Below are 443 nucleotides of genomic sequence, written 5' to 3'. Positions count from 1 at the left end.
ATGATGCAGTGGGAGCTGATTCGTCGCTATATGGAAGAAGGCCCCGAGGCGGTGCCCGAACGCGCCGACGATTACAGTGTGGCCTGGTACAAGGACGAGATGGCCCGGCAGAGGCGGCGCCACGAGCGGGAGGGCAAGCCGTTCTGGCGCTACCGCCTGGGCCGCTGGATGGAGCTGGCCTACTTCGCCAGCTGGTATACCGAGTACCGGGTCAATCATGTGCTGCCCAAGGCCATCCCCAAGGGTTGGGTACAGGAGTGGTCCCGGCCGCTTCCCGAATCCGAATGGGCCAAACCGTCTGCTGAACTCACTGAACTGACCCGGCAGGTCGAGGCCGCCTACGAGCGCGGCGAGACCTTCCTCGATCTGGGGCCGGTGGAGGAACGTTTCGGCCAGTCAGGCGCCGGCGAAGTGCCGAAGGCGGCCTATCGCAGCGTGCCCTT

1 pseudogene is annotated in these 443 nt (G+C 65.2%); it reads left to right on the top strand.

The features are described from left to right. Positions 1–443 (top strand): annotated as a pseudogene (locus LU493_RS19615) (hypothetical protein); the annotation flags it as partial.

The sequence above is a fragment of the Halomonas elongata genome (assembly GCF_029081005.1).
GTDB lineage: Bacteria > Pseudomonadota > Gammaproteobacteria > Pseudomonadales > Halomonadaceae > Halomonas > Halomonas elongata_B.
This window is presented reverse-complemented; position numbering and strand designations above follow the sequence as displayed.